The following is a 23541-nucleotide window of genomic DNA, read 5'->3' as shown; positions in this document are numbered from 1 at the left end:
CTCCCGGGCGCCCTCCGCACTCCCCGGCGCCGTTCACCGAACCGGGAGCAATCGGGCACCTCGTGATTGAGTAGGCGCATGAACCCGAAGACGACACCCGGCCCGTTCCGCGTCGGCCTGATCGGCTACGGCCTGGCCGGCTCCGCGTTCCACGCGCCGCTGATCGCCACCACCCCGGGGCTGCGGCTGGACGCCGTGGTCACCGCCAACCCGGACCGGCGCGCCCAGCTGGCGAGCGAGCACCCCGGCGCCCGCGCCGTGGACACGCCCGAGCAGCTGCTCGCCGACCCGGACGCGCTCGACCTGGTCGTCATCGCCTCGCCCAACCGCACCCACGCGCCGCTCGCCCGCGCCGCGCTGCGGGCCGGCCTGGCCACCGTGGTGGACAAGCCGCTGGCCGGCACCGCCGCCGAGGCGCGGGAGCTGTGCCGGCTCGCCGAGGAGCGGGGCGTCCTGCTCTCCGTCTTCCACAACCGGCGCTGGGACGGCGACTTCCTCACCGCGACCCGGCTGGTGCGCGGCGGCGCGCTCGGCCGGGTGCACCGCTTCGAGTCCCGTTTCGAGCGCTTCCGCCCCAAGCCCAAGCCGGGCTGGCGGGAGCTGGCCGACCCGGCCGAGGTCGGCGGCACGCTGTACGACCTGGGCAGCCACCTGGTCGACCAGGCGCTCACCCTGTTCGGACCGGTCGAGACGGTGTACGCGGAGATCGACGTGCGGCGCGACGGCGCGGTGGTGGACGACGACGCCTTCCTCGCCCTCACCCACACCTGCGGCACCCGTTCGCACCTGTGGACCAGCGCCGTCACCCCGCTGATCGGGCCCCGGCTGAGGGTCCTCGGCGACACCGCCGGCTACGTCAAGACAGGCATGGACCCGCAGGAGGCCGACCTGCGGGCCGGCCTGCGCCCCGACGGCACCCACCCCTGGGGCGCCGACCGGCCCGCGCACTACGGCACCCTCGGCACCGACGAGTCCGCGATCTCGCTGCCCACCGACCCGGGCGACTACCCCGCCTTCTACACGGGCATCGCCGCCGCCCTGACCGACCCGGGCACCCCGCCCCCCGTCGACCCGCGCGACGCGGTGGCCGCCCTGGCCGTTCTGGAGGCCGCCCGCACCTCCGCCGCGACCGGGACGGCGGTCCGCCCGGGCTGAGGAACGCCTCGCCGGAACCTGCCGCCCCCACGGACTCGCCTCCTACGATGAGCGGATGAGCAGTCAACGGGGGCGGCAGATCGACGCCGACGAGCGCCGCGATCGCGAACGCGCGTGGTCCGCCGAACAGAAGAAGCGCGAGAGCGCGTGGACCGCGGAGTTCGAGGCGCGGCAGAAGGCGCAGCAGGCCGAGGCGCGCGAACGCGAGCTGGTCACCTCCATCGCCGCGAACCGGGCGGCCTGGGCGGAGGGCCGCCGGACCGGAGCCGACGCCCTCGGCTACATCGACGTCACCGGGCCGGACGCCGTGACCGTACGGATCGCGGTGGTGTGGCTCGGGCGGTTCAGGGCGACCCGGAAGCGGCTGAACGACTACAACCCGTTCCGGAACGTCGATCCGGGCAGCGGCGAAGGACTGATCGTCCTCATTCCGTACGCCGTGCTCGTGGGCCTGGACTCCGGGCTCCGCTGGCTCGTCCTGCAACTGCTCGGCCGCCCGCTCTGGGCCGTCGCCGCCAAGGCGGGGAGCGACCGGGACAAGCGCGGGGGCAACACCGTCCTGCTGCGCACCCGGGACCGGGCGGTGGCACTGCGGCACGCGGCCGCCCTGGCCGACCGGGTCGAGCAGGAGGGGGCCGCCGCCCTCACACCCCGATGACCTCCACCGCCGAGCCCAGCCCCCGGAAGTCCGCGACGTTGCGGGTGTACAGCGGCAGCCCGTGGGCCGAGGCGACCGCGGCGATCATCAGGTCTATCCGGCGCGGGCGCGGCTGCCGCCCGGCGGCGATGGTGAGGGTGACCAGCGTCCCGTAGCGGGCGGCGGCCGCCGCGTCGAAGGGCAGCGGGTCGAAGTCCGCCATCGCCGCGCCCAGCACTTCCAGCCGGGCCGCCCGGCTGGCCGGGTCCCGGGCCATCGACACGCCCTGCTGCAGCTCGGCGAAGGTGATCGCGGTCAGCTCCGGCACCGTCGGCAGGTCGGATGCGTTGAGCAGCGCCAGGTCGATGTAGACGCAGGTGTCCAGCACCCCGGCCGGCCGCCTCCGGGACGCCCTGCGGCGCTCAGCCACGCCGCCGCTCGAACGGGTCGTCTCCCTCGTCCCCGACCAGTTCCTCGGGCCCGAAGTACTCCTCGGCCTCCTTGCGCATCTGCTGGTGGTCCACCCGCGGCAGCTTCACGTGCCGCGCCACCAGCTCCTCCGCCGTGAGCCGCCGACGCCCGGACACCGGCCGCAGCTCGGCGACCTCGACCCCGTTCCTGGTGATGTGGAAGGTCTCGCCCGCCTCCACCGCGTCCATCACCGCGGCGGAGTTGTTCCGGAACTCCCGCTGGGTAATCGTCTTCACCCTTCCAAAGTAGCCCCGCGTAGCCCCCCTGGCTACACCCCGAACGGCCCCCGCCCGTTCCCCCGAAACCCACCCCCGCCCGCGCCCGATCGACTAGGTTCGACCACCGATCATTCGAACAGAGGGGGGCTTCTGTCGTGTCCGGAACCAGCGAGAAGGACCTGAATCCCTGGCTCTACGGCCAGGACGCGCCACCACCACAGGATCCGTTCAGCCCGCCCCGCACGGCCGGGCCCTGGACGGGCGCCGCGGGCCCGTCCGTCCTGGTCCAGCCGGCCGCACTCCAGCAGGCCGCCGGTGAATCGCGGCGGATCCGGGGTGAGCTGCAGTTCTCGGTCGGCCGCGTCGAACCCGACACCGCCGCGGCGGTCCAGGCTCTGGCCGGCGGATTCGCCACCGGACCCGCGCTGTCGCAGGCGCTCACCTGGTGGAAGGCCCGCTGGACCAGCCTCGACAACCGGCTCGGCCTGACCGCGGACCGCCTCGACGCCACCGCACGCGGCTACCGGGCGGCCGACGGCTCCGCCGCGGCCGGCTTCAAGGGGCCGTGAACCATGGTGACCTTCGCCCTGCTCCGCCACGCTTCCTTCACCTCCCTCGACCATGCGGGCGGCACCTGGAACGGCGTCTCCGGCCACCTGGAGCACCTCGCCGGCCGGCTGCGGTCCGGTGTGCTCCATCCCCTCTCGGGAGGCGGCGGCCCGTACGCGCCTCCGCCCGCCGGAAGCCGGCCCTGGACCGGCGCGGCCGCCGATGAGGCCGTACGGGAGATCGGCTTCCTGGCCGACGAACTGCACGCTTTCCACTACGAGGCGCTGGCCGTCGCCGCCGCGCTGCACCGTGCCCGGAAGGCCTTCACCGAGGCCCAGCAGAAGCTGCTGCGGGCGATCGGCGACGCCGAGGCCCTCGGAGCGACCGTGGCCGACGACGGCACGGTCACCCTGCCCGACCTGCCGCCCGAGGAGCGCAACGACCCCGAGGCGATCGCCTACCGGAAGCGGCAGTGGGACGAACTGCAGCACCACGTCCAGGACATGACCGCGGCACTGACGGCGGCCACCGAGGCCGACAACGCCGTGGCCGCGGCCCTGCGCGCGCTCAACCCGGAGGAGGTCGACCCGGCGACGCATCCGGACGGGGCCGCCAACGCCCTGAGCGATCTGGAGACGGCCATGGGCATGCCCACCGATCCCAAGGCTCGGAAGGCGTGGTGGGCCGCGCTCGACCCCGCGCTACGGGCCGGGCTGCTCTCGGCCGATGCGGACAGCCTGATCAAGGCAGGGATCCTGGGGCCGACGGAGTACGAGTGGTCGTCGCCGGACAAGGGGGCCGGACCGTGGGGAGTCCGGGAACCGGGCATCGCCGACCAGGTGATGCGGGTGGAGGTCGCGAGCATGGTCGGCGGCGGTGCGCTCGCCGGCTACCCCGATGCCGCCCGCAACATGGCGCACTACCTGGACGGCAACGGAAAGCCCCTGATTCTGGCCGTCGAGCCCATGCTTCGCGACGACGCCGGCTTCCGGGCGAGCGCGGATGCTCAGCTGGCCGCCAACAGGGACAAATGGCGTCAGGCCGCAGTGGAGGCGTTCGAGAAGTCGGGGGGAGCGCCGGTCGCGATCCCCGTCGAGAGTCCGGTCGGCACCCGGAGGTTCGATGATCTCAATTGGTACCGCGCAATCGGAGGCCACCAGTACCTCACGTCCGGAGTGGTGACGGCCGTCCCAGGGCCGGACGGCAAGCCCCAGGTGTCACTGCAGTACCAGGTCAATGTCTGGGACCGCTACAACTGGGACGAGGGCAAGAGCACGCCGATCGCCGGAACCACCATCACGGACCACGACATGGCGACCTTGCACCAGACGGGACTGGCCCAGGAGTTCGACATCGTCGGCAGGACCAAGCCGATCACCGTCCCACTCGACGAACCCACCGCACCTGGGGGAAGGACGCCATGACGCGGAAGCAACGGTGGGTGGTGCTGCTGGCGATCGTGGTGCCGCTGGTGCTGGCGGGGGCCGCCGTGGGAGGGCTCCACTGGCTGCGGGAGTGGGACCGGCATCCGGCGCCGGACAGCGGGCGGCCCGGGTCGTGGACGACGGTCACGTCGGAGTTCGTCGGGGAGTTCTCGCGCGTGCGGCCGCCCGCGTCGGCGGGCGAGGTGCGTTGGGCCTACCAGAAGGGGTTCCAGGACGACACCGCGTACCTCTCGTTCCGGCTGCCGCCGGGCGAGGAGGAGCGGTTCCTGGCCGATATCGGGACGGCGGTGAAGCCGAGCGTCGAGAGCCCGGTCGACAGCGGTGCGCTGGAAGGGTTCCGGCACGCGGGTGCACCGGATCCGGGGGCGGCGGGCCCCTTGCGGGAGGGTTCCTTCCTGGCCGAGCCGCTGCCGGGGCACACCAAGCGGCTCGCGGCGAAGCTGTGGCTGGCGTCGGAGGCGGACGGGGGCGCGCGGGTGTGGGTGTACGGGATGGATGCGCCGTAGGGGATTTCCCCGATGCAGCGGGAACCCGGTGCGCCGTAGGATCGTCCTGCTGGTACGTCAGGAAGCCGATGGGACACCGGGAGGGGGAGCGCGCCGTGGCCGTCGTCGCGATGCTGCTGGGCCTGCTCCGGGTGCTGACCGGGGAGTTGGTGGCCGACAGCGGAATGCTGGCGTCGGTGGCCGCCGTCGCGGCCGTGGCGCTGGTGGCCGGGGCGGTCGCCGGGGCGCTGGCCGGGGCGCGGCTGCTGGGGGCGCGGGCGCCGGCGGCGGTGCGCAGCGGGGTGCTGCGGCGTCGGGCGTTCGGTACGGCGTTCCTTCCGCAGCGTGATCCGGATGCCCGGGGCAGGCGACGCCCGAGGGCGCCGGGGGCGGCCCTGGCGGCCGCGTGAACCCCCTCCTTCCGTAGGCAGTTCTTCGCAGCCGTCCTCCGCCGTTCACTCATTCCTGAGACCCCGGAGGGCTCGCTCCACCATGTCCGTACTCGCCGTTCTCGACCCGGCCGTCGCCCTGGCGCACGCCGTCGTCGCCACTGTCGCCCACCTGGTGCCGACCGCGCTCGCCATCGTCCTGTTCACCGTCGCCGTCCGGCTGGCGCTGCACCCGCTGGCGCGGGCGGCGGCGCGCGGGGAGAAGGCCCGGGCGCGGCTGGCGCCGAAGGTCGCCGCGCTGCAGAGGAAGCACAAGGACCGGCCGGAGCGGCTGCGGGAGGCGCTGGCCGAGATGTACCGCAAGGAGCAGGTGTCGCCGTTCGCGGGGTGTCTGCCGCTGCTGGTGCAGGTGCCGTTCTTCTCGGTGATGTACCGCTTGTTCACCACGCCGAACGATCTGCTGGACCACACCCTGTTCGGTGTGCCGCTGGGCCTGCATGTCACGGGTGCGCACGGCGCCGGGCAGTGGGCGGTGTTCGGGGTGCTGTTCGCCGGGCTGGCGGCGGTCGGGTTCGTCAACTTCCGCCGGGCCCGACGCACGGCCGCGGCCGCGAAGGCGACGGCGCAGCCCGCCCCGCAGCCGGGGGCGGGACTGCTGCCGTACCTGTCGTTCGGGTCGGTGCTGTTCGCGGCGCTGGTGCCGGCGGCCGCCGTGCTGTACCTGCTGACGGCCGGTGTCTGGTCGGCCGCCGAGCGGGCCTGGCTGTACCGGGACGGCACGCCGGTGCCGGCGGCCGCGCTGCTGGCCTGACGGGCGATGACCCGACGGCCCGGTCGTCAGAAGTGGCGCAGCAGCTCGGGGAAGGTCCCGAGCTGCAGCGTCGCCTCGTCCGGACCGAGTTCCGCGTGCTCCAGCACCCAGGTGTGCTCGTGCGGGATGAAGACGGTGCGCAGGCCGGCCCGGCGGGCGGGGGCGATGTCGGACTTGGGCGAGTTGCCGATCATCCAGGTCCGGCCGGGGTCGAGGCCGAGGTCGGCGGTGAGCTGCCGGTAGGTGTCGACCGACTTCTCGGCGACGATGTGGATGCCGCGGAAGTGGTGGTCGATGGTGGACTCGGTCACCTTGCGCTGCTGTTCGCCCTGGTCGCCCTTGGTGAGCAGCAGCAGGTGGTGGCGGTCGGCGAGGGCGGCCAGGGTGTCGGCGACGCCGGGGATCAGTTCGACGTCGCGGCTGGTCAGCGGGGTGAGCAGGTCGTCGATCCGGGCCTGCTCGGCGCTCGTGGGGGTGCGGCTGTTGAGCTGCTCCAGGCAGTCGGAGAGGCTCTGCCGGAAGACGGTGGCGCCGTAGCCGAGGGTGGCGGAGTTGGCGGCCTCGATCCGGTTCAGCAGGGCCCTGGTGTGCTCCTGCTCGGCCGGGGTGGTGGTGACCCAGTCCAGGAAGCCGTCGATGACCCGCTCGAAGAGGACGTTGTTCTCCCAGAGCGTGTCGTCGGCGTCGAAGATCAGGGTCTGGTCGGTGTGCATCATCCGATGGTCTCCAGGGGAAGTCGGTCGGGCGGCAGGGAACGGCGGCACGGAACGGCGGCACGGAACGGCGGCACGGAACGGCGGCACGGAACGGCGGCACGGAACGGCTGCAGGGAACGGCGGCGGGAAAGGGCGGCGGTGGAGGCCGGTCAGGCGGCGGGCGGCAGCAGGCGGGCCGCGCGGTGGAGGGTCTCGCGGAGGTTCTCCTCGGTGGTCCGCCGCCCGGCCTCCTCGACGGTGAGCCACTCCAGTGGGGACGCCGGGTTCTCCGGCCGGGCCTGCTCCGGGGTGTCGGTGGCCAGCAGGAAGCGCAGGTCGGCGTGCTCGTGCGCGGGTTCGGCGGGCGAGGCGGGGACGGGCACCACGGCGAGGTGGACGAGGGCGGGGCCGGGCCAGGGGGTGAGGTCGGTCAGGCCGGTCTCCTCCAGGCCTTCGCGCAGGGCGATGTCCAGCGGCCGGGTCTCCCCCGGGTCGCCGTGCCCGCCGACGTGCAGCCAGGCCTGCTGGCGGACGTGCCAGCGCAGCAGGACGCGGCGGGTCGGCGGGTGGACGATCAGGGCGGAGGCGGTGAAGTGCAGCGGGAAGGTGCTTCTGTTCCAGGCGTCGGCGACGCCGAGGAGGCGGCGGGCCCGCTCGTGGTCGGCGGTCTCCGCCGGGCCCTGCGGGCGGTGGTCGTCCAGCAGTCGGGCCAGGTCGGGGCTCTGTGACGGGCTGCCCGTGGTCACCATGGGTCTGCGCTCCTCGTTCCGTTCCGGGAGACCGTGCGGGCCGCGCGGACCGCGTCAACCGGCGTGCGGGAGCGGGAGGTCGGGGCGGGCGTTCGGCCCCGGGGCTTCGGGTTCCGGCGAACCCGCGCAGCCTAGCCCGGGGGCACTCGGGCGGCCCACCGGTTTTCCTCGCGGCCCGCACGCGCCCACCGCCGCCCGCGTCCGGCCCGCCGCCCGCCCGGGCCGCACCCGGCCCGCGGACGTCCGCGGCAGACGTTCCCCCGGAGGACACCTCCCGTACCGCCGGCGGCATACCGGCTGGTCCGGGCGTTTCCCCGGAGGCCGTAGCCTGTGGTGATCGTTTCGGGACAGGTGGAGGGATGTCGTCATGGTGGCTGCTCCGGCGCTCGCCGAGCTGCGCGAGGTGTGCCAGCCGCAGGCCAAGCTTCAGAGCCGCAACGGCGAGCACTGGGCGGGCCGGCTGTACATGCGGGCCGTCTCGCTGCGGACCACCCGGCAGCTGGTGCGCACCTCGGTGTCGCCGAACACCCTCACCTGGGTGATGGTGGTGTGCGGGGTCGGCGGCGGCGCGGCCCTGCTGATCCCGGGTGTGACCGGTGCGGCGCTGGCCGTCGTGCTGTTCCAGCTGTTCCTGCTGTTCGACTGCGTGGACGGCGAAGTGGCGCGCTGGAAGCGCCAGTTCAGCATGGCCGGGGTGTACGTGGACCGGCTCGGCGCCTACCTGGCGGACGCCGCGCTGATGATCGGCGCGGGCGTACGGGCGGCGCGCGGCGGCTCGGAGCTGTGGGTGTCGGCGGGGCTGGCGGCCGCGCTGGGCGTGGTGCTGCTCAAGGCCTCGACGGACCTGGTGGACGTGGCCCGGGCCCGGAGCGGGCAGCTTCCGGCCACCGAGGAGTCGACGCAGCCGCGCTCCCAGGGCATCGCGACGGCCCGCAAGGTCGCCTCGCTGTTCAAGATCCACCGGGTGACGAACGGCATCGAGGCCTCGCTGGTGCTGCTGGCGGCGGCCGTGGTGGACGCCGGGCTCGGCAACCTTGACGCCACCCGGTGGACGCTCGCGGGCATCACGGTGATCACCTGGGGCATGGTGGTCGCGCACCTGGCGTCGATCCTGTCCTCCTCGCGGCTGCGCTGAGCGGCCGGGGCGCATCCACGGCGGGTTGACGCGCTCCTCCCCCGCCCGGGGGAGGGACCGGCGCCGAGCCCGTCGCCGGGCGGACGCGGCGGGCCTGCGCCGGGCGGGAGGGTGAGGGCATGACGACGCCCCCGCCCGCCGCGGCCACCGCCCCCGCCGCCACCGCTGCGGCCATCGCCGCTACCACCGCCCCCGCCACTGCCGCCATCGCCGCCGTTCCCGCCCCGCCCCGCTGGGCCGTGCGCGCCGCCCGCCTCGCCGCCGTCACCGCGCTGCCGGCCGGGCTGTGGCGGCTCGGGCTGGTGGCGGGCTGGCACGGCGGGTACACCGGGGCGGGCTACCGGGCGATGGGCTTCGCCGGGTGGGGCGCGGTGTGGCCGGTCTTCCTGAGCGTGATCACCGAGGCGCTCGCCCTGCTCACGATCGGGCTGGTCCGCCCGTGGGGCACGGTGCCGCCGCGCTGGGTCCCGTTCCTCGGCGGCCGCCCGGTCGACCCGCGCGCGGTGGTCGTCGCGGCCTCGGCCGGCGCCGCCGGCCTGGCCGTGCTGTGGACGCCGTTCGCCGCGTGGTGGGCCGTCCCGGGGACGGACATGACTCCGCGCGGCCATTTCCTGGTCGGCTTCCTCTATCTGCCGACCGTCGCCTGGGCACCGCTGCTGGCGGCCGTCACCGTGTCGTACCACCGCCGCCACCGCCGCCACCCCTGACATCACGGGCACCACGGGCACTACGGGCACCACGGGCACCACCCGCTTCTTCGGAACCAGTCGGACTACATATGCAGTCCATCGACATATACAGTCGTCCGACAGTCCGACAGAAGGGGGCACACCCATGCCACCCCGCACGACGACCCGGCCGCACCCTCCCCGGCCCGCCCAGGACCGGCCCGCCCCGGCCCTGCTCGCCACCGCCCGAGCCGCCGCCGTCCGGACGGCCGCCACCCGGCCCGCCGCCGTGCTGCTCGCCGGCTACCTCGCCGAGCTGCTGTTCCGGCTCGTCCTCGTCCGGTCCATGAGCTTCCCGTCGGTCCACCCCGACGAGGACTCCTATCTCGCCCTGGCCCGGGTGCTGGCCGGCGGCTCGGCGACCGAGATCCCGGTCGGCGTGGTCGTCCCCGGCGGCTACCCCCTGCTGATATCCCCCGCCCTGCGCCTGGCCGACGACCCGGCGACCGCCTACCACCTGGTCATGGGCGTCAACGCCGCCGTCAACGCGCTGGTCCTCCCGCTCGCCTACGTCGCACTGCGCCGCCTCGGCCTGAACCGCCGCCGCTCGTACGCCTTCGGCGCCGCGACCGCGCTGCTGCCGCCGGTGGTCTTCTACTCGCAGTTCGTGATGACCGACGCCGTGCTGCCCGTCCTGGTGCTCGCCTGGCTGCTCTGCCTGCACGGCTGGCTGGCAGACGGCCCGCTGCGGCGCCGCACCTGGCACGCCGTCGGGGCGGGGGCGTCGGCCGGTTGCGCGATGGCGGTGCACGACCGCGGCGGCGTGGTGGTCGCACTGACCGCCGCCGTCCTCCTCGGCGTGCTGCTGCTGCGCCGGGCGCCGTGGCGCGCCACGGCGGCCGGGCTCGCGGCACTCGGCCTCGGCGTGCTCGGCGCCGAGTTGCTGTCGGCCTGGCTGCACGCGCAGTTCACCGTCCCGGACAGCGACGTCGGCGGCTCCCTCTGGAAGGGCCTGACCGATCCGGCGATCGCCCTGCAGACCCTCGCCCGGGCCGCCGGCCAGGTCTGGTACTTCATCGCCTCCACCTGGGGCATCGGCGGACTCGCCGTCGTCGCCTGCCTGGGCGCGGTGTTCGACCGCCGCCCGCCGCGGGCGCTGCGGATCACCGGCGGCGTGCTGGTGGCGCTGCTGTTCGGCACGGCCCTGGCCGCCTCCGCCGCGCTGCCGCTGGACGGCCGGGTCGACGACTGGGTGTACGCCCGCTACACCTCCTGCCTCGTCCCGTCGGCCTTCGTGGCGGGCGTCGCGGTGCTCGCCGGGTACGGGCGCCGGGCACTGGTCCGGACGGCGGCGGTGGCGGCCGGGCTCGTCCCGCTGCTCGCCGGGGTCGTGGCGCTGGAGGCCGGCGAGCGGCTGCACACGTCGATGTTCATCCCCTGGACCCTGCCCGACGTCTCGTTCCTGGCCGCGGACTGGGGCCGGATCGACCTGCCCCGCACCTGCGCCGCCGTGGTGTTCGCGCTCGGCACGGTGGTGCTGGTCCGCAACAGCGGGGGGCGCCGGGTGCTCGGGGCGCTCGGCGTCTCGCTGGCGCTGTTCGCCGCCTTCGCGACCTCGACCATCACCGCGCAGGTCGCCCGGCCGCACGCGGTGGGGCGCGAGGGCCTGGCGACCGGCTTCACCCGCGCCTCCGGGATCACCGCGGACGACAACGTGGTGTTCGCCTGGGACGTCGACTGGGCGTTGCGCGCCACCCAGACCTTCGAGGTCTACCGCGGTCGGGTCTGGTTCCGCGACCCCCGCTGGCAGCCCGTCCCGGCGGAGGCGAACGTCATGGTCCTCCCGCTGCCCGAGGCGGGGAGGCCGCCGGAGGCCTACTGGCCCGGGCACCCCGCCGACTGGTACGTCGAGCGGTTCGACGCCGGGCAGAACTGGGCCGTCTGGCACCGGCGTTGAGCGGGCGCCGAACGCCCGGGCCGGGCAGGCGCCGAGCGCGCCCCGGCCGCTAGGGCGCCGTACGGGCGTGCGCGGCGAGCACGGTGTCGAGCAGGCCGGGGAAGCGCCGCTCCAGGTCGACGGTGCGCAGGGCGGAGAAGCGCCGGTTGGCCTCCTCGCGCTGGGCGATCAGGCCGGACTCGCGCAGCACCTTGAAGTGGTGGCTCAGGGTGGAGGGCGCGACGTCCACCGGGAAGGTGCCGCAGGCCCGCTCGGGCTCGGTGCGCAGGATGCGGACGATGGTCATCCGGGTGGGGTCGGAGAGCGCGTGCAGGACGTCGAAGAGGTCGATCTCCTCGGTCTCGGGGTGCGCGAGCGCCGGTCGGCGGCGGGTGCTGCGGGGCATGGGTCGGCCTCTCCGATCTGCGATGTTCGACATCCATGGAAACGGCGTGGTACCACTTGACCCGCACCAATTTCGTCGTTCGTCGAACATCGTAGTCGAGGGGGACCGACATGCGCGCACTGGTGATGACCGCACCCGGTGGAGCCGAGAATTCGCGGATCCAGGAGATCGCGGCGCCGCACCCCGGACCGGGGCAGGTGGCGATCGACGTCGCCTACGCCGGACTGAACTTCGTGGACGTGATGACCCGCCGCGGGGACGCCGCGTACGCCGCCGACTGGCCGTACCTGCCCGGCAAGGAGGTCTCCGGCACGGTCCGCGCGCTCGGCGCGGGCGTCACCGGACCGGCGGTGGGCGACCGCGTGGTCGCCGCGCCGGTCGGCGCCGGCCTGGCCGAGGTGGTGGTCGCGGAGGCCGCGCTCACCGTGCCGCTCCCGGACGCGGTGGCGCTGCGCGAGGCCGCCGCCGTCCCGCTGGGCCTGGCCACCTCGGTGCTGCTGCTGACCGACGCGGGCCGTTTCACCGCCGGGGACACCGTCCTCGTCCACTCGGCGGGCGGCGGGATCGGCAACGCCGTCGCCCGGCTCGTCCCGCTGCTCGGCGGCGGCCGGCTGATCGGCACGGTCGGCCGGCCGGAGAAGGCCGCTGCGGCGATCGCCTCCGGCTACGACCACGCCTTCGCCCGTTCCGACGAAGCGGCCGAGGCGATTCGCGCCGCCACCGGCGGCCGGGGCGTCGACCTGGTGCTCGACCCGCTGGGCACCGCGGCACTCGACCTCGACCTCGCCGTGGCCGCGCCCGGCGCGCGGATCGTGCTGTTCGGCAACGCGGGCGGCGGCACCGTCGCCGACCTGCCCCCGCTCGGCCGCCTGATGGCGGGCAACCTGACCGTCACCGGCTTCAGCCACCGCGGCCTGGCCGCCACCGCCCCCGAGCGGCTGGCCCGCGCCATCCGCCGGGTCCTCGACCTGCTCGCCGACGGGGGCCTCGCACTGCCGGTCACCGAACTGCCCGGCCTCGACGCCGTCCCGGCCGCCCACGACGCCATGCAGGACGGGCTGGCGACCGGCAAGTACGTGGTGCGCGTCGGCGGCTGAGCCCGGCCGCCCGGAGAATCCGCATGACGCTCCGTGCCCGGTCTGTTTGACTCACCGCCATGAGTACCTCGCACGTCCTTCCGGTCCTGCGCACCACCAACCGGTGGGTCGCCCACGACGCCGCCCAACGGCTGCTGGGCATCACCGTGCACCGGCGCTCGACGGAGGCGAACGCGTACGCGGACGAGCTCACGGCGGCGGAGGCCCGGCGGCTGTTCGAGGCCTTTCCCGACCACGTGCACCCGGGCGGCCAGGAGCGGAACGTCGGGACCGACGAGCTCCGACGGCTGTTGGCGGCGGGCGATCCCCGGGTGGACGCACTGGCCCCGTTCGCGTTCCATCTGGACGAGCGGCCCGCCGGGTCGATCGAGGACAGGTTCCTCGCCCTCCTCGGCTCCTCGCCCGCTTCACTGTCCTGGGGCGGCTTCGCCTGGCCGGCCGCCCCCGAACTCGGCCTGGACGTCCGCGCCAAGGACGCCGGTGTCCAGATCGCCCTCAGCAGCGACAACGTCGACTTCGACCGGCCCGCGGACGACCACACCCTGTTCATCCACTTCCGCCAGGGCGACGTCGAGCGCGCCGAGTGGCTGGCCCGGCAGGTCGGGCTGGCACCCGTCGGGCCGGTGGAGCACGGCTGGTAGTCCCCGGGCACAGCCCCCCGCCCGGTCGGCATGGGGCCGGGCATGACCGAGATTCTGGTGATCGGCGCAACCGGCAGTGCGGGCAGGCGCGTTGTGGCCGCGCTGGTCGAAGGCGGCCACGCGGTACGGGCGTTGGTGCGCGATGCCGCGAAGACCGTACTGCCCGTGGAGCCCGAGGGCCTGGGGCCCGCGCCGGCCGGCCGGGTGGAGGCGGTGTACCTGATGTGGCCCGGGCTGCCCGTGCGGCCCCGGGTGGTGGAGCCGATCGCCCGGCGCCCCCGGCGGGTCGTCCACCTGTCGGCGGACGTGGCGGACCTCGCCGACGACGAGCCGGCCGTGGTCTTCCACCAGGAGATCGAGCGGCTGATCCGGCACTCGGGCCTGGACCGGACCTTCGTCCGGGCGATCGACTTCGCGGACGCCCGGCTGCGCGCCTGGGCGTCGTTCACGCGGGAGCGGGAGCGGGAGCGGGTGACCGGCACCGTGCGGGAGGTGCTCGGGCGTCCGCCGCGCGACGTCCGCGACCGGGTGCGGGATCGCGCGGCGGACTTCCGGCAGCCCGGCGGCCGCGTGCCGGGCCGTCGGGCTGTCGGGCTGTCGGGCTGTCGGGCTGTCGGGCTGTCGGGCCGCACCGTGGACGTCAGTAGCGGACGGCCTTGACCACCACGGGCGTCAACGGCTGGTCGGCCGGCTGCCGGCTGAAGGCGACGGGCTGGGCCTTGCCGTTCGCCGGGACGTTCTCGGCGCCGACGATCGAGCTGTCCACGGCCTTGCCGCTGGAGTCGGTGAAGTCGACCTGGACCGCGTAGGAGGCCGCATTGGGCCCCGGGTTCTGGATCGTGACGACCACGGCGTGCAGGCCGCCGGTGCTCTGCCGGGGAAGGCCGGTGATGGTGACGTCGTTCAGCGCGTTGCCGCCGTCCGTCACCCCGCTGAGCACCGAGGCGGCCTTCTCCCGGGTCGCGGCCTGCTGCGCCGACACGGACGCCTGGAAGGAGGACGCCGCCGCGGAGAGGGAGGCGGCGGCTTCGGAGGCGGCCGCCGACGCCGAGACCGCCGCGGCCGACGCCGAGGCCAGCAGCGACTGCGCGGCGGAGGCAATGGCGGAGGGCGGCTCGCCGGAGAAGGCGCTGGCGTTGGGCAGGGTGGCGGACGGCGAGCCGGCCGACGTGCCCGACGAGCTGCTGCTGCAGGCCACCAGCACGACGGCGCCGGACGCCGCCGCGATCAGCGCGATCGTGCGCTGCGGGGTCCAGCTGCGGCCAGGTCGCCGGTCGCCGCCCTGGGAACGGCCGAGCGGCGGACGCCCCGGCAGCGGACGGTGGCCGGGGCCGTGGCTGGGGGGACTGTGGAGTTCACGCACCGAGGATCCCTCTCCTGGTCGGTGTTCGGCGGCCGAGGGGCCCGTACGTCCCCATGCTTGGCAACATCGCGCTCCACAGCGACAGCTCCTGACCCGTCCGAGTGGGCGGGGCCGCGCACGGGCGGTGCGTCGCGGCCCCGGACGGGTCGGGCGCGGCGGCCCCGGACAGGTCGGGCCCGGACGCGAGCCGGACGGGAGCCGGACCGGGCCCGAGGGAGGCCTCAGGCTCCGATGGTCAGCACCGCCTTGCCGTGCAGCCGCCGGCCGAGCAGGGCGTCGACCGCCTCGGCCGCGTCGTCCCAGTCGCCGCTCCAGGTGATACCGGGGTCCAGCTCGCCCGCCGCCACCCGGTGGGCGAGCCACCCGAGGTCGCGGCCGAGGCCGGTGCAGCCGAGCAGGTAGAAGGAGACCACCGCGCGGTCGTGCCTGTTCGCGTCGCCGAACAGGGTGCCGAACGCGAAGTCCTCGCCCCGGCCGGAGCTGTGGCCGGTGGCGACCAGGACGCCGCCGGGGCCCAGGGCCTCGTAGGCCTCGACCAGTCGGGGGCCGCCGACGACGTCGACCACGCCGTCGACCGGCCCGGCGGTCTCCTTCGGCGAGGCGACCACCTCGTGGGCGCCGAGGCGGCGCAGCACCTCGCCGTTGCGGTCCGGCGAGCCGGTGGACGCGACCACGTGCGCGCCCGCCGCCCGGGCGAGCTGGACGGCGTACCGGCCGACGCCCCCGGTGGCGCCGGTGACCAGGACGCTGCGGCCGAGCAGCGGGCCGATGCGGTGCAGCGCGCGCAGGGCGCTGAGGGCGGCGACCGGGATGGTGGCGAGGGCGGCGAGGTCGGCACCGACGGGTGCGGCACCGATCAACCCGGTGTCCACCGCCCGGAGTTCGGCCCAGCCGCCGGCCGGCATCAGGGTGACCACCGGGGTCCCCTCGGCGGGGCCGGAGCCGTCGGCGGCGGCGCGTTCGACGATGCCGGCGGCGTCCCAGCCGAGGACGGTGCCGTCGGGGGCCGTGTCGAGGCCGAAGGCGACCTCGCCGTAGTTGAGCGAGGTCGCGGTGACCCGGACCAGTGCCTGGTGGGGCGCCGGCTCGGGGTCCGGGGCCGTACCGAGGCGCAGGCCGCCGGGGGCCGAGCGGTCGACCAGGAGTGCACGCATGGAGGATCCTCCCCAAGATTCTGCCACTGAGTGGCATAAGCCTACAGGTGGCATTACAGCCCCGACTAGACTGACCGCGATGACTCCCGAGAAGGCCACCGCCACGGCACCGGAGCGGGGCGCCGAACAGGCCCCCGAAGCGCCGGGCGCCGCGCTCCCGCTGCGCGAGCGCAAGAAGCTGCGCACCCGTCAGGCGCTGATCGACACCGCCCTGGAGCTGTTCGGCGAGCACGGCTTCGACGGGGTGACGCTGGACCGGCTGTGCGAGGCCGTCGAGGTCTCCAAGCGGACCTTCTTCCGCGCGTTCTCCAGCAAGGAGGACGTCGCGATGGCGCCCACCCAGGACCTGTGGACGACGTTCCTGGAGGTGCTGGAGAGCCGGCCGTCGGACGACGGCCGGCTGATGGCCCTCCTGGAGGGGACTCTCACCGAGGCGATCGACCGGATGCCGGCCGACGGCTGGGCCGAACGCGCCCTGGCGAGCCGCCGACTGGCCGCCCGGACGCCCTCGATGGACGCCCACGGGCTGGCCTTCTGCGAGCGGGCGACCCGGGAGGCGGTGTCGACGGTCACCCGCCGGTTCGCCCTCGACGGCCCCGAGGCGGGCGCCGCGCTGCGCGCCCGGCTGGCGACGGACATGCTGGTCGCCGCGTTCCACCAGGCGATGGACGGCTGGGTGGCGCAGCCGTCCGGGCACACCCGCGCCGACCTCGCGCGACGGCTCCGGACGGCCTGCGCCGAACTGCCGGGCGCGCTCGCGGCATCGGTCGAACCACGGCGGGCCTGAGCCTCGGCACCGGCCGAACCGCGGCGGGCCCGAGCCGCGGCACCGGTCGAGCCGCGGCGGGCCCGAACACAGCCCGGCACCGCCGCACCGAGGGCCGCCGTCAGTCCGCGGCGGTGAGCCGGGCCAGCACGAGCCCGGCCACGATCAGCGCCAGCGCGGCCGCCCGGCCCGCACCGAGCGACTCGTGCCGCAGGACGGCCCCGAGCGTGATGGCGCCGACCGTGCCGATGCCGGTGAACATCGCGTAGGCGAGGCCGGCCGGGAGGTCGCGCATGGCCCGCGACAGCAGGTGGACGGACAGCGCGCCGAGCAGTACGCACAGCGCGGTGGGGCCGGGGCGGGTGAAGCCGTCGGTCGGCTTGATGCTCTGCGACCAGACGACCTCGACCAGGCCGGCGGCGAGCAGGAGGAGCCAGGACACGGCCGCCTCACCCCCGCCCGCCGGCACGCGCCCCGGCCGCCCCGGCCGCCCCGGCCGCCCCGGCCGCACCCACCCCGGCCGCCTCGCGGGCCAGCCGCCGGCCGGCCTCGGCGGCCTCGGTCAGGGCGGCGGCCAGCGACGCCTCGTGCTGCGGGAGCCGTTCGGCCAGTGCCGGGTCCACGGTCGCGTTCGCCAGTTCGGCGCCGATGACCAGGGTGTCCTCGACGGCGTAGTGCCCGTGGAAGAAGTCCACCAGGTAGCGCGTCTGGTGGTCGAAGGGCGCGCGCGGCATGCCCGGCCGGTAGGAGCCGCCCTGGGCGGAGGCGACCACGAAGCGCCGCGGCCGCAGGTTCATCTTCGGGAAGGTGACCTGGTCGATCCAGAGCTTGAGCTGGGCCGGGACGCCGAAGTTGTACATCGGCGAGCCGATCAGGACGACGTCGGCGGCGAGCAGCTCGGCGAGCAGCGGTTCGAGGACCGCCCACGCGGCGCGCTCGGCGTCGGTGCGGACCGCCTCGGCGTAGCGGTCGGGCTCGACGATGCCCTCGCGGAGCAGGGTGTCGCAGATCGTCGTCCAGGCCTCGCCGATCGGCGGCACGGGCTCGGCCGCGAGGTCCCGGTAGGTGCAGGTGCCCTGCGGCGCTTCGGCGCGCCAGGCCTCGGCGAAGGCCGCGCCGATCCGGCGGGAGAACGAGCTGCGGCGGGCGCTGGCGTCGAGGTGGAGGAGCTGCGGCATGACGGTACCCCCGGAATTCCACAAGCGGACACGGCGTCCGCTTGTCTGGTGACGATGCTAGCCATCAAGTGGACAGGGCGTCCACTTGTTAGAATCGGCCCATGCCACCGACCGAACGTGCCGACGCCGCCCGCAACCGACTCAAGGTGCTCCGGGCGGCCGAGCAGTTGTTCACGACCCGCGACCCGGCCGCCGTGACCATGGAGGACATCGCCCGGGCAGCCGGCGTCGGCCGCGGCACGCTCTACCGCCGCTACCCGGACCGCGCCTCGATCGCGCGCGCCCTGCTGGACGCCCACGAGCACGAGATCCAGGAGCAACTCCTGCGCGGGGAAGGCCCGTTGGGCCCTGAGCCGGCGGCCGCCCCGGCCGAGCGGCTGAGCGCCTTCTACTCGGCGATGGTCCGCCTGCTGGAGCGCCACTCCCACCTGCTGCTCGGCGCCGAGACCGGCCCGGCCCGGCTGGCCACCGGCGCCTACGGCTTCTGGCGCGCGCACGTCCGGATGCTGGCCGCGGCGGCACGGGCCGAGGACCCGGACGTCCTCGCCGACCAGTTGCTGGCACCGCTCGCCCCGGAGCTGTACCGCCACCACCGCGACCGGGGCGTGTCCGCCGAACGCATCGAGGCGGGGCTCCACCTGCTCGCCCACCGCATGCTCGGCGACTGAGGCCCGGGCCTGCCCGGCCCGCCGGGCCCGCCCGAGGGTGGACTTGTGGAGAGCGGGCCTACGCGGCCCGCAGGGAGTCGAGCCAGCGCAGCAGGCGGCCCCCTTCGCGCGTCATGACCTCCGGGTCGCGCAGCGCGTTGGCGAGCAGCGACATGCCCTGGTAGCCGGCGACCAGGGTGAGGGCCAGGCCGTCCGGGTCGGGCAGGCCCAGCTCGCGGAACTGGCCCGCGGCCCAGTCGAGCAGCCGCCGGATCACCGCGCCGGCCTCCGCGTCGAGGCCCCCGTCGGTGCGCTTGTCGAGTTCGACGGCCAGGGTGCCGGTCGGGCAGCCGTGCCGGGCGGCGAGGTCACGCTGTCCGACCCAGGCCTCGACCAGTGCCTTGAGGCGGTCCAGCGGGTCGGGCAACCGCTCCAGCCGCTCGGCGAGTTCGTCCAGATGTGCGCTGTGCTCGGAGAGCGCGGCGCGGACCAGCTCGTCCTTGGTCTTGAAGTAGTAGTAGACGTTCCCGACCGGGACGTCGGCCTCGCGCGCGATGTCGGCGAGGGTGGTCCGCTCGACGCCCTGCTCGTGCAGGACCTTGGCCGCGGCCGCGGTGAGCCGTCGGCGCTTCTGCGACGCCGCCGTGCGCCGGTTCACTGAGTCAGTCATCCGACTGACTATAGACAGCCGCCCCGGAAGGCGGCTACGGTCTTTCTCAGTCAGCCAACTAACTCACTGGCTCGACCGCACATCTCACTCCTGACATCTCACACCTGGGGGCGGAAATGATCACAGTGACGGGCGCGACCGGCAACATCGGCCGGACGCTGGTGGAGCTGCTGGCCGAGGCGGGCGAACAGGTGGTCGCCGTGTCCCGGGAGCCGCAGCCCGACCACCCGGCGGCCGGGGTCCGCTGGGCCCGGGGCGGCCTCGGCGACGCCGTCGGCCTGCGCCCGGCCCTCGAAGGGTCCCGCGCGCTGTTCGTCGTGCTGGGCGGCGAGCTCAACAGCCACGGCGAGAGCCCGGAAGCCCTGCTGAGGACGGTCGCGGACGCCGGGGTGGAGCGGATCGTCCTGGTCTCCTCGCAGGTCGGCGCCACCCGGCCGGACGCCCCCTCGCACGCCCGGCTGCGGGAGTTCGAGGCCGCCGTGCGCACCTCCGGACGGGACTTCACCGTCCTGCGCCCCGGCGGCTTCGCCTCCAACGCCTTCGCCTGGGCCGCGACGGTCCGGGCGGAGCGGACGGTCTTCGCGCCGTTCGGCGGGGTGGCGCTGCCCGTGGTCGACCCGGCGGACATCGCGGCGGTCGCCGCCGCCGTGCTGCGCGAGGACGGCCACGGCGGCCGCACCTACGAGCTGACCGGACCGGAGGCGATCGGACCGCGCCGACAGGCCGAGGTCATCGCCGAGGCCCTGGGCGAGGAGGTGGCCTTCGTGGAGCTGTCCCGGGAGCAGGCCCACGCCCACCTGGCACGGTTCATGCCGGAGCGAGTGATCGCCGGGACGCTGGACGTCCTCGGCCTCCCGCTCCCCGCCGAGCAGGCGGTCAGCCCCGACGTGGCGGCCGTGCTGCACCGCCCGGCCGCGCCCTTCCGGGCCTGGGTCGAGCGCAACCTGCCGGCCTTCCGGTAGCACCCGCGCGGCCGCCCCGGACCCGCGAGCACAACGCGCCCGGAGCGGGCCGCCGCGCAGGCGGGCCCCGCGCAGGCGGGCCCACCCGGGCGGGCCTCACGCGAGCAGGCCCACGCAGGCGGACCCAACCAGGCGGGCCCCACCCGGCCGGGCCTCAGGCCGTGGCCGGCCTGGCCGCCTCGGCGTCCTCCGCCTCCGGGGCGGGAACGGCGCGCAGCCGGGGACCGGGCGGCGCGGGGATGAACGCGGCGACGGCGGCCGCGATCAGCGCGACGCCGCAGCCGATCACCAGGCCGACCCGGAAGCCGCCCTCCGAGGGCAGGGCGTGCCCGCCCAGGTCGACGGTCATCTGCGACAGCACCACGCCCATCACGGCGGCGGACACCGAGGTGCCCAGCGAGCGCATCAGGGTGTTGAAGCTGTTCGCCGAGGCCGTCGCGGACAGCGGCACCGCGCTCATGATCAGCGCGGGCATCGCGCCGTAGGCCAGGCCGACGCCGCTGTTGCAGACGATCGTCACGATCAGCACGCCCCAGGTGGAGCCCATCAGCGGCAGCGCCAGCCCGTAGCCGACGGCGATCGTCAGCGCCCCGGCGGCCAGGGTGAACTTCGGTCCGCGCGCGGCGGACAGTTTGCCGCCGAACGGGGAGACGACCATCATCATCAGCCCGCCGGGCGCCATCCACAGGCCCATCGCCAGCATCGACTGCCCCAGCCCGTAGCCGGTGAGCTTCGGCAGCATGAGCAGCTGCGGCACGATCAGCGCCTGGGCGTACATGCCGAAGCCGACCAGGACGGAGGCGGCGTTGGTCAGCAGCACCCGCGGGCGCGCGGTGACCCGCAGGTCCACCAGCGGTTCGGGGACGCGCAGCTCCCAGCGGGCCCAGAGCATCAGGATCGCGGCGGAGGCGGTGAACAGGCCGAGGGTGCGGGTGCTGCCCCAGCCCCAGTCCCCGCCCTTGGAGACGGGCAGCAGCAGGCAGACCAGGCCGACGCTGAGGCCGATCGCGCCGACGAAGTCGAAGCGGCCGCCGGCGGGGCGGCCGTCCGCGACGGGGGCCGGGATGACGGTCCAGAGCATGCCGATGATGACGACGGTCAGCACGGCGGTGCCCCAGAAGAGCACGCGCCAGCTGGCGTAGTCGGCGACGCCGGCCGCGATCGGCAGGCCGAGGCCGCCACCGATGCCCATGGAGGCGCTGACCAGGGCGATCGCCGAGCCGAGCCGCTCGGGCGGCAGGACGTCGCGCAGCAGGCTGATGCCGATCGGCACCAGGCCCATGCCCATGCCCTGCAGCGCCCGGCCGGCGATCATCGGCACCACGGAGTCGGCCACCGCGCACAGGACCGAGCCGAGCAGCAGCGGGACGCAGGAGGCGATGAGCATCGTCCGCTTGCCGAGCAGGTCGCCGAGGCGGCCGCTGATCGGGACGAAGACGGCGGCGGAGAGCAGGGTCGCGGTGATGACCCAGGAGGCGTTGGACGCGCTGGTGTGCAGGAGTTGCGGGAGCTCGCTGATCAGTGGGGTGACCAGGGTCTGCATGATCGCGGCGACGGTGCCGGTGAAGGCGAGCACCGCCACGATCGGGCCGGTGCGGGGAGTGGGGGCGGGGCCGTTGATGACGGGCCTCCTCGGGCAGTCGAAGAGCAGGAGTGTGCAGAAAACACACAATGTGCATGGAACACAGAATGGTCAGCTTACACATGATGTGCGCCATGCACATCATGTGGGCCGCGCATACCTCTGGCATACTGAAAGGTGATTCACGGAGAAACCGCAGGTCGAAGCGGTGATGAAGGGACTTCGACATGACCAGCCCCACGCACGAGGTCGCCCTCGAATTCCTGGTGTTCGCCCGGCACCGCGACCTGAGCCAGGTCAACGCCCGCCCCGAGGGCAGCCAGCTCGAACGCAGTTCCTACATCCTGCTCAGCCGGGTCGACGCCGAGGGGCCCATGTCCATCGGGCAGTTGAGCGACGCCTTCGCCCTGGACGTCTCCACCCTCAACCGGCAGACCGCGGCCCTGAAGAGCGCGGGACTGCTCGAACGCATCCCGGACCCGGACGGCGGCATCGCCCGCAAGTTCCGCCTCACCGAGGAGGGCCGGAACCGGCTGGAAGCGGAACGCGAGGCCCACGTACGGGCGCTGAACCTCGTGATGACGGACTGGCCGGAGGAGGACATAGCCTCCTTCGCCGGCTTCCTGCGCCGCTTCAACACCGGCATCGAACGGCTCGACGGGCGGCCCTGGCCCCGGGACTGAGGCATCGGCGTCGACGCGCGGCACGCGCCACGCGGGAACACCCGGCCCGCGAGGTGACTTGCAAGTGGCATGAGAGCCATGGGAATTGAGGAGTTCGGCGGCCCGGACGTCCTGCGCGTACTGGAGCTGCCCGAGCCGCAGGCGGGCCCCGGTGAGGTCCGCATCCGGGTGCACGCGGCCGCCGTGAACCCGACCGACGCGGTACTGCGGCGCGGCGGCCACGCCGCACGGATGCCGGGCAGGTGGCCCCCGTTCGTGCCCGGCATGGACGCGGCCGGGGTGATCGACCAGCTCGGGCCCGGGACGGACGGACGACTCGCCGTCGGCCAACGGGTGGTCGCCGTCGTGCTGTTCATCAGCGAGCACGGTGGGGCGTACGCCGAACAGGTCGTGGTGCCCGCCGCCTCGGTGGTCCCGGCACCGGAGGGGGTGGACCACCCCGCGGCGTCCACGCTGCTGATGAACGCGATGACCGCACGCCTGGCCCTGGACGCACTGGCCGTGCCACCCGGCGGGACCGTCGCCGTGACCGGAGCGGCCGGGGCCGTCGGCGGGTACGCGGTCGAGCTGGCCAAGGCCGACGGGCTGACCGTCATCGCGGACGCCGCTCCGCAGGACGTCGAGCGGGTACGGGGGTTCGGCGCCGACCACGTGGTGGAACGCGGCCCCGACGTCGCCGACCGCATCCGGGCGCTGGTGCCCGACGGCGTCCCCGGCCTGGTGGACGGTTCCCACCAGACCACCGAGCTCGTACCCGCCGTGGCCGACGGCGGGACCCTGGCCGAGCTGAAGGGCTGGTCCGGCCCCGCCGAACGCGGCGTCCTGGTGCGCCCGGTGATGGTGACGGACGCCATCACGGACACCGTGCGGCTGGACGCCCTGCGCCGCCAGGCCGAGGCGGGCGTCCTGACCCTGCACGTCGCCGACGTGCTGCCCGCCGAGGAAGCGGCCCGGGCCCACCGCCTCCTGGAGGCCGGCGGCCTGCGCGGCCGGCTGGTCCTGGACTTCTCCTGACGCCGCCTGCGCGGGAAGTCGGCCGGGCCGACTTG

General features: G+C 74.8%; 29 protein-coding genes. 18 read left to right on the top strand and 11 right to left on the bottom strand.

The window, feature by feature from the left end; all coding sequences use genetic code 11:
- The first annotated feature begins 78 nt into the window (after positions 1-78).
- Positions 79-1155, top strand: a complete 1077-nt coding sequence (locus ACFVHV_RS34210) for a Gfo/Idh/MocA family oxidoreductase (RefSeq protein WP_359901880.1) — start codon at positions 79-81, stop codon at positions 1153-1155.
- Between the two features lie 55 nt (positions 1156-1210).
- A complete protein-coding gene (locus ACFVHV_RS34205; RefSeq protein ID WP_359901883.1) occupies positions 1211-1813 on the top strand; it encodes a hypothetical protein in 603 nt (200 codons plus the stop codon).
- On the opposite strand, the gene ACFVHV_RS34200 is transcribed toward ACFVHV_RS34205, so the two are convergent.
- Both ACFVHV_RS34200 and ACFVHV_RS34195 read right to left on the bottom strand, forming a co-directional pair.
- The gene (locus tag ACFVHV_RS34200) at positions 1800-2180 is read right to left on the bottom strand and encodes a type II toxin-antitoxin system VapC family toxin (RefSeq protein ID WP_359901886.1); all 381 of its coding nucleotides are present in this window, start codon (positions 2178-2180) and stop codon (positions 1800-1802) included. The genes ACFVHV_RS34205 and ACFVHV_RS34200 overlap by 14 nt on opposite strands.
- A 34-nt stretch (positions 2181-2214) precedes the next feature.
- On the bottom strand, positions 2215-2499 hold the full coding sequence (locus ACFVHV_RS34195; RefSeq protein WP_359901889.1) for a type II toxin-antitoxin system Phd/YefM family antitoxin: 285 nt from the start codon (positions 2497-2499) through the stop codon (positions 2215-2217).
- Between the two features lie 137 nt (positions 2500-2636).
- On the opposite strand from ACFVHV_RS34195, the gene ACFVHV_RS34190 reads away from it, so the two are divergent.
- The 5 genes from ACFVHV_RS34190 (at position 2637) to ACFVHV_RS34170 (ending at position 6160) form a co-directional block, all read left to right on the top strand.
- On the top strand, positions 2637-3050 hold the full coding sequence (locus ACFVHV_RS34190; protein ID WP_380356519.1) for a hypothetical protein: 414 nt from the start codon (positions 2637-2639) through the stop codon (positions 3048-3050).
- A gap of 3 nt (positions 3051-3053) precedes the next feature.
- Positions 3054-4454, top strand: a complete 1401-nt coding sequence (locus ACFVHV_RS34185; protein ID WP_380356517.1) for a hypothetical protein — start codon at positions 3054-3056, stop codon at positions 4452-4454.
- Positions 4451-4981: a hypothetical protein gene (locus tag ACFVHV_RS34180; protein WP_380356514.1), complete on the top strand. Its 531-nt coding sequence runs from the start codon at positions 4451-4453 to the stop codon at positions 4979-4981. The genes ACFVHV_RS34185 and ACFVHV_RS34180 overlap by 4 nt, the downstream gene beginning before the upstream one ends.
- A gap of 68 nt (positions 4982-5049) precedes the next feature.
- Positions 5050-5370, top strand: a complete 321-nt coding sequence (locus ACFVHV_RS34175; RefSeq protein WP_359901899.1) for a DUF6412 domain-containing protein — start codon at positions 5050-5052, stop codon at positions 5368-5370.
- Between the two features lie 82 nt (positions 5371-5452).
- Positions 5453-6160 carry a YidC/Oxa1 family membrane protein insertase gene (locus tag ACFVHV_RS34170; protein WP_380356511.1) on the top strand — a complete coding sequence of 236 codons (708 nt, stop codon included), beginning with the start codon at positions 5453-5455 and terminating at the stop codon, positions 6158-6160.
- 26 nt (positions 6161-6186) lie between these two features.
- On the opposite strand, the gene ACFVHV_RS34165 is transcribed toward ACFVHV_RS34170, so the two are convergent.
- Both ACFVHV_RS34165 and ACFVHV_RS34160 read right to left on the bottom strand, forming a co-directional pair.
- Positions 6187-6876 carry an HAD family hydrolase gene (locus tag ACFVHV_RS34165; RefSeq protein WP_380356508.1) on the bottom strand — a complete coding sequence of 230 codons (690 nt, stop codon included), beginning with the start codon at positions 6874-6876 and terminating at the stop codon, positions 6187-6189.
- Positions 6877-7025: 149 nt separating this feature from the next.
- Positions 7026-7604: an NUDIX hydrolase gene (locus ACFVHV_RS34160; protein ID WP_380356505.1), complete on the bottom strand. Its 579-nt coding sequence runs from the start codon at positions 7602-7604 to the stop codon at positions 7026-7028.
- A 367-nt stretch (positions 7605-7971) separates the two neighbouring features.
- On the opposite strand from ACFVHV_RS34160, the gene ACFVHV_RS34155 reads away from it, so the two are divergent.
- The 3 genes from ACFVHV_RS34155 (at position 7972) to ACFVHV_RS34145 (ending at position 11364) form a co-directional block, all read left to right on the top strand.
- On the top strand, positions 7972-8739 hold the full coding sequence (locus tag ACFVHV_RS34155) for a CDP-alcohol phosphatidyltransferase family protein (protein ID WP_359901911.1): 768 nt from the start codon (positions 7972-7974) through the stop codon (positions 8737-8739).
- Positions 8740-8858: 119 nt separating this feature from the next.
- Entirely contained in the window at positions 8859-9446 is a 588-nt protein-coding gene (locus ACFVHV_RS34150; RefSeq protein ID WP_380356502.1) for a hypothetical protein, read from the top strand.
- A gap of 127 nt (positions 9447-9573) precedes the next feature.
- Positions 9574-11364 carry a hypothetical protein gene (locus tag ACFVHV_RS34145; protein WP_380356500.1) on the top strand — a complete coding sequence of 597 codons (1791 nt, stop codon included), beginning with the start codon at positions 9574-9576 and terminating at the stop codon, positions 11362-11364.
- A 49-nt stretch (positions 11365-11413) separates the two neighbouring features.
- On the opposite strand, the gene ACFVHV_RS34140 is transcribed toward ACFVHV_RS34145, so the two are convergent.
- The gene (locus ACFVHV_RS34140) at positions 11414-11749 is read right to left on the bottom strand and encodes an ArsR/SmtB family transcription factor (RefSeq protein WP_380356497.1); all 336 of its coding nucleotides are present in this window, start codon (positions 11747-11749) and stop codon (positions 11414-11416) included.
- A 110-nt stretch (positions 11750-11859) separates the two neighbouring features.
- On the opposite strand from ACFVHV_RS34140, the gene ACFVHV_RS34135 reads away from it, so the two are divergent.
- Genes ACFVHV_RS34135 through ACFVHV_RS34125 form a run of 3 tightly spaced genes read left to right on the top strand, consistent with a single transcriptional unit; the run spans position 11860 to position 14147 of the window.
- On the top strand, positions 11860-12846 hold the full coding sequence (locus ACFVHV_RS34135; RefSeq protein WP_359901923.1) for a zinc-binding dehydrogenase: 987 nt from the start codon (positions 11860-11862) through the stop codon (positions 12844-12846).
- A gap of 59 nt (positions 12847-12905) precedes the next feature.
- Complete coding sequence (locus ACFVHV_RS34130) at positions 12906-13487, top strand: hypothetical protein (protein WP_359901926.1); 582 nt, start codon at positions 12906-12908, stop codon at positions 13485-13487.
- 42 nt (positions 13488-13529) lie between these two features.
- Entirely contained in the window at positions 13530-14147 is a 618-nt protein-coding gene (locus ACFVHV_RS34125; RefSeq protein WP_380356494.1) for an SDR family oxidoreductase, read from the top strand.
- Here the strand turns inward: ACFVHV_RS34125 and ACFVHV_RS34120 are convergent.
- Both ACFVHV_RS34120 and ACFVHV_RS34115 read right to left on the bottom strand, forming a co-directional pair.
- On the bottom strand, positions 14128-14850 hold the full coding sequence (locus ACFVHV_RS34120; protein WP_359901929.1) for a hypothetical protein: 723 nt from the start codon (positions 14848-14850) through the stop codon (positions 14128-14130). The genes ACFVHV_RS34125 and ACFVHV_RS34120 overlap by 20 nt on opposite strands.
- Positions 14851-15071: 221 nt before the next feature.
- On the bottom strand, positions 15072-16004 hold the full coding sequence (locus tag ACFVHV_RS34115; protein WP_359901932.1) for a zinc-binding dehydrogenase: 933 nt from the start codon (positions 16002-16004) through the stop codon (positions 15072-15074).
- Between the two features lie 79 nt (positions 16005-16083).
- On the opposite strand from ACFVHV_RS34115, the gene ACFVHV_RS34110 reads away from it, so the two are divergent.
- Positions 16084-16791, top strand: coding sequence for a TetR/AcrR family transcriptional regulator (locus ACFVHV_RS34110; protein WP_380356490.1), 708 nt, complete (start codon positions 16084-16086; stop codon positions 16789-16791).
- A 100-nt stretch (positions 16792-16891) separates the two neighbouring features.
- On the opposite strand, the gene ACFVHV_RS34105 is transcribed toward ACFVHV_RS34110, so the two are convergent.
- On the bottom strand, positions 16892-17212 hold the full coding sequence (locus tag ACFVHV_RS34105; protein ID WP_359901936.1) for a multidrug efflux SMR transporter: 321 nt from the start codon (positions 17210-17212) through the stop codon (positions 16892-16894).
- 7 nt (positions 17213-17219) lie between these two features.
- Positions 17220-17948: an NAD(P)H-dependent oxidoreductase gene (locus ACFVHV_RS34100; protein ID WP_380356487.1), complete on the bottom strand. Its 729-nt coding sequence runs from the start codon at positions 17946-17948 to the stop codon at positions 17220-17222.
- Positions 17949-18049: 101 nt separating this feature from the next.
- Here ACFVHV_RS34100 and ACFVHV_RS34095 point away from each other — a divergent pair, with 101 nt between their 5' ends.
- A complete protein-coding gene (locus tag ACFVHV_RS34095) occupies positions 18050-18616 on the top strand; it encodes a TetR/AcrR family transcriptional regulator (RefSeq protein WP_380356485.1) in 567 nt (188 codons plus the stop codon).
- 58 nt (positions 18617-18674) lie between these two features.
- On the opposite strand, the gene ACFVHV_RS34090 is transcribed toward ACFVHV_RS34095, so the two are convergent.
- Entirely contained in the window at positions 18675-19265 is a 591-nt protein-coding gene (locus ACFVHV_RS34090; protein WP_380356483.1) for a TetR/AcrR family transcriptional regulator, read from the bottom strand.
- Between the two features lie 116 nt (positions 19266-19381).
- Between ACFVHV_RS34090 and ACFVHV_RS34085 the strand changes: the two genes are divergently transcribed.
- On the top strand, positions 19382-20227 hold the full coding sequence (locus ACFVHV_RS34085; RefSeq protein WP_380356481.1) for an SDR family oxidoreductase: 846 nt from the start codon (positions 19382-19384) through the stop codon (positions 20225-20227).
- Positions 20228-20381: 154 nt separating this feature from the next.
- Here ACFVHV_RS34085 and ACFVHV_RS34080 read toward each other — a convergent pair whose 3' ends face one another.
- The gene (locus tag ACFVHV_RS34080) at positions 20382-21848 is read right to left on the bottom strand and encodes an MFS transporter (RefSeq protein ID WP_380356530.1); all 1467 of its coding nucleotides are present in this window, start codon (positions 21846-21848) and stop codon (positions 20382-20384) included.
- Positions 21849-22036: 188 nt separating this feature from the next.
- On the opposite strand from ACFVHV_RS34080, the gene ACFVHV_RS34075 reads away from it, so the two are divergent.
- Together ACFVHV_RS34075 and ACFVHV_RS34070 are read left to right on the top strand one after the other, a co-directional pair.
- The gene (locus ACFVHV_RS34075) at positions 22037-22492 is read left to right on the top strand and encodes a MarR family transcriptional regulator (protein ID WP_359901949.1); all 456 of its coding nucleotides are present in this window, start codon (positions 22037-22039) and stop codon (positions 22490-22492) included.
- Positions 22493-22561: 69 nt separating this feature from the next.
- Positions 22562-23506: an NADP-dependent oxidoreductase gene (locus ACFVHV_RS34070; protein WP_380356478.1), complete on the top strand. Its 945-nt coding sequence runs from the start codon at positions 22562-22564 to the stop codon at positions 23504-23506.
- The last annotated feature ends 35 nt before the right edge of the window (positions 23507-23541 follow it).

This window comes from Kitasatospora sp. NPDC127116 (assembly GCF_042677365.1).
Lineage (GTDB): Bacteria > Actinomycetota > Actinomycetes > Streptomycetales > Streptomycetaceae > Kitasatospora > Kitasatospora lactacystinica.
The sequence above is the reverse complement of the archived record's forward strand: the minus strand, read 5'-3'. Positions and strand labels throughout refer to the sequence as shown.